General features: G+C 68.4%; 8 protein-coding genes and 4 pseudogenes. 5 read left to right on the top strand and 7 right to left on the bottom strand.

Annotated features, from left to right (window positions below; translation table 11 throughout):
* Positions 1 to 128 precede the first annotated feature (128 nt).
* Positions 129 to 510: pseudogene (rpsI, locus tag G6O69_RS39195) on the bottom strand (30S ribosomal protein S9).
* Between the two features lie 10 nt (positions 511 to 520).
* Positions 521 to 948: pseudogene (rplM, locus tag G6O69_RS39190) on the bottom strand (50S ribosomal protein L13).
* 295 nt (positions 949 to 1,243) lie between these two features.
* Between rplM (G6O69_RS39190) and G6O69_RS42755 the strand changes: the two are divergent.
* Positions 1,244 to 1,504 carry a response regulator gene (locus G6O69_RS42755; protein WP_346017182.1) on the top strand — a complete coding sequence of 87 codons (261 nt, stop codon included), beginning with the start codon at positions 1,244 to 1,246 and terminating at the stop codon, positions 1,502 to 1,504.
* Between the two features lie 79 nt (positions 1,505 to 1,583).
* Here G6O69_RS42755 and G6O69_RS39180 read toward each other — a convergent pair whose 3' ends face one another.
* Positions 1,584 to 1,775, bottom strand: coding sequence for a hypothetical protein (locus tag G6O69_RS39180; RefSeq protein WP_176397485.1), 192 nt, complete (start codon positions 1,773 to 1,775; stop codon positions 1,584 to 1,586).
* A 125-nt stretch (positions 1,776 to 1,900) separates the two neighbouring features.
* Between G6O69_RS39180 and G6O69_RS39175 the strand changes: the two genes are divergently transcribed.
* Both G6O69_RS39175 and G6O69_RS42750 read left to right on the top strand, forming a co-directional pair.
* Positions 1,901 to 2,386: a diguanylate cyclase gene (locus G6O69_RS39175; RefSeq protein ID WP_176397484.1), complete on the top strand. Its 486-nt coding sequence runs from the start codon at positions 1,901 to 1,903 to the stop codon at positions 2,384 to 2,386.
* A 40-nt stretch (positions 2,387 to 2,426) separates the two neighbouring features.
* Positions 2,427 to 2,630: pseudogene (locus tag G6O69_RS42750) on the top strand (NAD(+)/NADH kinase); the annotation flags it as partial.
* Positions 2,631 to 2,638: 8 nt separating this feature from the next.
* On the opposite strand, the gene G6O69_RS39170 reads toward G6O69_RS42750, so the two are convergent.
* The 3 genes from G6O69_RS39170 to G6O69_RS39160 are packed head-to-tail and all read right to left on the bottom strand — an operon-like array spanning position 2,639 to position 4,209.
* The gene (locus G6O69_RS39170) at positions 2,639 to 3,220 is read right to left on the bottom strand and encodes an NAD(+)/NADH kinase (protein ID WP_176397483.1); all 582 of its coding nucleotides are present in this window, start codon (positions 3,218 to 3,220) and stop codon (positions 2,639 to 2,641) included.
* Positions 3,221 to 3,265: 45 nt separating this feature from the next.
* Positions 3,266 to 4,012, bottom strand: coding sequence for a diguanylate cyclase (locus G6O69_RS39165; RefSeq protein ID WP_176397482.1), 747 nt, complete (start codon positions 4,010 to 4,012; stop codon positions 3,266 to 3,268).
* Positions 4,013 to 4,014: 2 nt separating this feature from the next.
* The gene (locus G6O69_RS39160; protein WP_176397481.1) at positions 4,015 to 4,209 is read right to left on the bottom strand and encodes a response regulator; all 195 of its coding nucleotides are present in this window, start codon (positions 4,207 to 4,209) and stop codon (positions 4,015 to 4,017) included.
* A gap of 366 nt (positions 4,210 to 4,575) precedes the next feature.
* Here G6O69_RS39160 and rplM (G6O69_RS39155) point away from each other — a divergent pair, with 366 nt between their 5' ends.
* Both rplM (G6O69_RS39155) and rpsI (G6O69_RS39150) read left to right on the top strand, forming a co-directional pair.
* Positions 4,576 to 5,004: a 50S ribosomal protein L13 gene (rplM, locus tag G6O69_RS39155; RefSeq protein ID WP_172305664.1), complete on the top strand. Its 429-nt coding sequence runs from the start codon at positions 4,576 to 4,578 to the stop codon at positions 5,002 to 5,004.
* Between the two features lie 10 nt (positions 5,005 to 5,014).
* Positions 5,015 to 5,397, top strand: a pseudogene (gene rpsI / locus G6O69_RS39150) (30S ribosomal protein S9).
* Here the strand turns inward: rpsI (G6O69_RS39150) and G6O69_RS39590 are convergent.
* Positions 5,311 to 5,538: hypothetical protein (locus G6O69_RS39590; RefSeq protein ID WP_217910191.1), on the bottom strand; the 228-nt coding region annotated here is incomplete at its 5' end. The pseudogene rpsI (G6O69_RS39150) and the gene G6O69_RS39590 overlap by 87 nt on opposite strands.

The raw sequence follows: 5,538 nt of genomic DNA, 5'->3' as shown, positions 1-5,538 counted from the left end.
GGAGCAGCCCTGGCTCGGGTGCCAGGATCGTCCGAGCGCGAGCGGGTGGGCGCGGCAGCGAGCGACGCTTCGAAAACGAAAAAGCCCTCGCGGTGGCGAGGGCTTTTTTTGCCGAAGCGGCGGGGCGACTAGCGCTTGCTGAACTGGAAGCGCGCGCGAGCGCCACGGCGGCCGTACTTCTTGCGCTCTTTCTTGCGGGGGTCGCGGGTCAGGTGACCCTCGGCCTTGAGCTCACCACGGAACTCGCCGTTGACCCGAAGCAGGGCGCGAGCGATGCCGAGGCGGACGGCGCCAGCCTGACCGGAGAGCCCGCCGCCCTTGGCGGTGGCCCAGATGTCGTACTGCTCGCGGTACCCGTCGCGTGCAGGGGCTGCTCGACAAACTTCATGTTGGTCGCGCGCGTGAGGTAGTCCTCGGCGTCGCGGCGGTTGATGGTGATCTTGCCTTCGCCGGCATCAGCCAGACGCGGGCGATGGCGGTCTTGCGCCGGCCGGTCGCGTAGTACTTCATGACGGTTCGCTCAGAGCTGGTAGGGCTGGGGGTTCTGCGCGCCGTGGGGGTGTTCGGCGCCGGCGTAGACCTTCAGCTTCTTGAAGGTCTTGCGGCCGAGGGGACCCTTGGGGAGCATGCGCTTGACGGCGCTGCTGATGATCACCTCGGGCTTCTTGGCCAGCATCTCCCGCGCGGTGCGGGTCTTCATGTGGCCGAGGAAGCCAGTGAACTTGTTGTAGGTCTGCTGATCCAGCTTGTGCCGGTGAAGCGGACCTTGTCGGCGTTGATGCAGACCACGAAGTCGCCGGCGTCGAGGTGCGGCGTGAAGGTAGGCTTGTGCTTGCCGCGGAGCAAGCTAGCGATCTTCGACGCGGCGCGACCGACGGTCTGACCCTCGAGATCGATGATCAGCCACGCGCGCTCGATGTCGGCCGGATTGGGTAGGGGGGTACCCATGGGACGGAGAGATTTAGAGGAGGGGTTTAGGGTGTCAAGCAGTCTCGTGACCCCATTTGCGGGGTCACGGACGAGAGCTGACCGAGGCGGGAACGTTTACCATGGGAAGTCTGGAGACTTCCAGCGGCGTTCTCGGGGCCTTGCGCTGGTCGCGGACTCGATTCGGCGGTCCATGTGTGGATCCACGCGAAGTGCACGGCTCCAGGTGGGGAGATCGGAGCGTGACCGCGACGACACTGGATGGCTTTGGCGATCGGGATGAAATGAAGGCTGTGCGGGAGGCCCTCGAAGGTCCATAATCGCGGGAGTCAATGAGTACGCCACGCGCGAAGATACTCGTCGCAGACGATTCCTCGGTCGAACGTGCGGCTGCGCGCTCGGCGCTCGAGGAGCCGGATATGCCGTGGCCGAAGCTGTCGACGGCCAGCAGGCGCTCGAAGTGTTCGCGCGCGAGCGTCCCGACCTCGTCCTCCTCGACGTCGTGATGCCCCGTCTCACCGGGCTGGAGACCTGTCGGATCCTCAAGGCCAAGGCGCAGGGCAACTACCTGCGGTGATCATGGTCAGCACCCGCAACTCGGTGAACGCCCGGGTCGAGGGGCTGCGAAGCGGCGCCGACGACTACCTGGGCAAGCCCTACGACGCCGAAGAGCTGCGCGCCCGGGTCGAGGCGCTGCTGCGCACGCGCAAGGTCATCGCCGAGCGGGCGGCGGCCGAGGGCGGCGACGAGGAGCCGCCCGAAGAGGTCCCCGTGGCCCGGCGGGCCAGCGCTCGCTCGCGCGGCGACGGAGAGTCCAAGGGCTCGCGGGTGCTCAACGAGGCCTTCACCCGTCGGGCCGAAGAAGAGTTCGATCGCGCCGAGCGCTACAGCGATCCCTGGCTTGCCTGCGCGTCGAGCTCGACAACTTCGAGACCCTGCTCAAGCGCCACTCCTCCGAGGCCGTGGCCGGCTGGTGCGATCGCTGCGCGACGTCATCGAGATCAGCGTGCGCAAGATCGACTTGGTGTTCCGCCTCGACGAGCGCGGCTACATCTTGCTGCTGCCCAACACCCACTTCCCGGGGGCGCTCGCGGTCGCCGAGCGGATCTCCTTGGACACCAGCAAGCTGGTCCTCGACGCCGAGCCCAACTTGCGCTGCACGGTGAGCGTGGGCGTGTCCTTCTTCCCCAACAAGGACACGCACTCGGTCCAGGATCTGATCGACCTCGTCGGCGCGGCGCTCGAGCGGGCGCGCAGCGAGGGCGGCGGCAAGATCTGCCTGTTCCAGCATCAGGGTACCTCTACGCCCCCGAGGCGAGCTGAGCTCGGGAGCCCCCGGGCGCTCGGCTCGCGCATCAAGGTCGTCTCGTGCTGCTCCCCTGCACTCCATCGCGCCGGCGCGGCGAATCCTGCTCTATCCGCGCGAGGATGGCCCCGCCGCGTTCCCGTCCACGAGTGAGGCGGCGGCGTGGCTGGTCGAGCGCGGGGTCGGGGTCGCGGTGCCGACCCACGTCCACGAGCAGCGCGACAACCCCTGGCTCGAGCTCCCCGACGAGGTCGTGCCCGTCGATCTCGAGGCCCTGCCCGCGGACTTCGATCTCGCCGTGGCCCTCGGCGGCGACGGGACCTTGCTCCGGGCGAGCCGCTGGGTCGCCGACCTCGACGTCCCGGTGCTCGGGATCAACCTCGGCGACCTCGGCTTCTTGTCGGCCTACGGCCGCGAGCAGATCGTCGAGGCCCTGGCCGACGCGCTCGCCGGCCGGCTGAGCTGGGAGCCGCGCCAGCGCATGCAGGTCGAGGTCCTGCGCCGAGGCGAGCGCTTTGGTTCAGCCTGACCAAAGCGCTCGCCTCGGCGCAGGACCTCGACCTGCATGCGCTGGCGCGGCTCCCAGCTCAGCCGGCCGGCGAGCGCGTCGGCCAGGGCCTCGACGATCTGCTCGCGGCCGTAGGCCGACAAGAAGCCGAGGTCGCCGAGGTTGATCCCGAGCACCGGGACGTCGAGGTCGGCGACCCAGCGGCTCGCCCGGAGCAAGGTCCCGTCGCCGCCGAGGGCCACGGCGAGATCGAAGTCCGCGGGCAGGGCCTCGAGATCGACGGGCACGACCTCGTCGGGGAGCTCGAGCCAGGGGTTGTCGCGCTGCTCGTGGACGTGGGTCGGCACCGCGACCCCGACCCCGCGCTCGACCAGCCACGCCGCCGCCTCACTCGTGGACGGGAACGCGGCGGGGCCATCCTCGCGCGGATAGAGCAGGATTCGCCGCGCCGGCGCGATGGAGTGCAGGGGGAGCAGCACGAGACGACCTTGATGCGCGAGCCGAGCGCCCGGGGGCTCCCGAGCTCAGCTCGCCTCGGGGGCGTAGAGGTAGCCCTGATGCTGGAACAGGCAGATCTTGCCGCCGCCCTCGCTGCGCGCCCGCTCGAGCGCCGCGCCGACGAGGTCGATCAGATCCTGGACCGAGTGCGTGTCCTTGTTGGGGAAGAAGGACACGCCCACGCTCACCGTGCAGCGCAAGTTGGGCTCGGCGTCGAGGACCAGCTTGCTGGTGTCCAAGGAGATCCGCTCGGCGACCGCGAGCGCCCCCGGGAAGTGGGTGTTGGGCAGCAGCAAGATGTAGCCGCGCTCGTCGAGGCGGAACACCAAGTCGATCTTGCGCACGCTGATCTCGATGACGTCGCGCAGCGATCGCACCAGCCCGGCCACGGCCTCGGAGGAGTGGCGCTTGAGCAGGGTCTCGAAGTTGTCGAGCTCGACGCGCAGGCAAGCCAGGGGATCGCTGTAGCGCTCGGCGCGATCGAACTCTTCTTCGGCCCGACGGGTGAAGGCCTCGTTGAGCACCCGCGAGCCCTTGGACTCTCCGTCGCCGCGCGAGCGAGCGCTGGCCGCCGGGGCCACGGGGACCTCTTCGGGCGGCTCCTCGTCGCCGCCCTCGGCCGCCGCCCGCTCGGCGATGACCTTGCGCGTGCGCAGCAGCGCCTCGACCCGGGCGCGCAGCTCTTCGGCGTCGTAGGGCTTGCCCAGGTAGTCGTCGGCGCCGCTTCGCAGCCCCTCGACCCGGGCGTTCACCGAGTTGCGGGTGCTGACCATGATCACCGGCAGGTAGTTGCCCTGCGCCTTGCCTTGAGGATCCGACAGGTCTCCAGCCCGGTGAGACGGGGCATCACGACGTCGAGGAGGACGAGGTCGGGACGCTCGCGCGCGAACACTTCGAGCGCCTGCTGGCCGTCGACAGCTTCGGCCACGGCATATCCGGCCTCCTCGAGCGCCGAGCGCGCAAGCCGCACGTTCGACCGAGGAATCGTCTGCGACGAGTATCTTCGCGCGTGGCGTACTCATTGACTCCCGCGATTATGGACCTTCGAGGGCCTCCCGCACAGCCTTACATTTCATCCCGATCGCCAAAGCCATCCAGTGTCGTCGCGGTCACGCTCCGATCTCCCCACCTGGAGCCGTGCACTTCGCGTGGATCCACACATGGACCGCCGAATTCGAGTCCGCGACCAGCGCAAGGCCCCGAGAACGCCGCTGGAAGTCTCCAGACTTCCCATGGTAAACGTTCCCGCCTCGGTCAGCTCTCGTCCGTGACCCCGCAAAATGGGTCACGAGACTGCTTGACACCCTAAAACCCCTCCTCTAAATCTCTCCGTCCCATGGGTACCCCCTACCCCAATCCGGCCGACATCGAGCGCGCGTGGCTGATCATCGATCTCGAGGGTCAGACCGTCGGTCGCGCCGCGTCGAAGATCGCTAGCTTGCTCCGCGGCAAGCACAAGCCTACCTTCACGCCGCACCTCGACGCCGGCGACTTCGTGGTCTGCATCAACGCCGACAAGGTCCGCTTCACCGGCAACAAGCTGGATCAGCAGACCTACAACAAGTTCACTGGCTTCCTCGGCCACATGAAGACCCGCACCGCGCGGGAGATGCTGGCCAAGAAGCCCGAGGTGATCATCAGCAGCGCCGTCAAGCGCATGCTCCCCAAGGGTCCCCTCGGCCGCAAGACCTTCAAGAAGCTGAAGGTCTACGCCGGCGCCGAACACCCCCACGGCGCGCAGAACCCCCAGCCCTACCAGCTCTGAGCGAACCGTCATGAAGTACTACGCGACCGGCCGGCGCAAGACCGCCATCGCCCGCGTCTGGCTGATGCCCGGCGAAGGCAAGATCACCATCAACCGCCGCGACGCCGAGGACTACCTCACGCGCGCGACCAACATGAAGTTTGTCGAGCAGCCCCTGCACGCGACGGGTACCCGCGAGCAGTACGACATCTGGGCCACCGCCAAGGGCGGCGGGCTCTCCGGTCAGGCTGGCGCCGTCCGCCTCGGCATCGCTCGCGCCCTGCTTCGGGTCAACGGCGAGTTCCGTGGTGAGCTCAAGGCCGAGGGTCACTGACCCGCGACCCCCGCAAGAAAGAGCGCAAGAAGTACGGCCGCCGTGGCGCTCGCGCGCGCTTCCAGTTCAGCAAGCGCTAGTCGCCCCGCCGCTTCGGCAAAAAAAGCCCTCGCCACCGCGAGGGCTTTTTCGTTTTCGAAGCGTCGCTCGCTGCCGCGCCCCACCCGCTCGCGCTCGGACGATCCTGGCACCGAGCCAGGGCTGCTCCAGACGCGCCTCGG

This window comes from Pseudenhygromyxa sp. WMMC2535, from assembly GCF_011083025.2.
This window is presented reverse-complemented; position numbering and strand designations above follow the sequence as displayed.

Excerpts from the sequence above, each read along its gene's own strand:
- rplM (WP_172305664.1), top strand. The coding sequence starts at position 4,576 with ATGGGTACCCCCTACCCCAATCCGGCCGACATCGAGCGCGCGTGGCTG.
- G6O69_RS39165 (WP_176397482.1), bottom strand. The coding sequence starts at position 4,012 with ATGGTCAGCACCCGCAACTCGGTGAACGCCCGGGTCGAGGGGCTGCGA.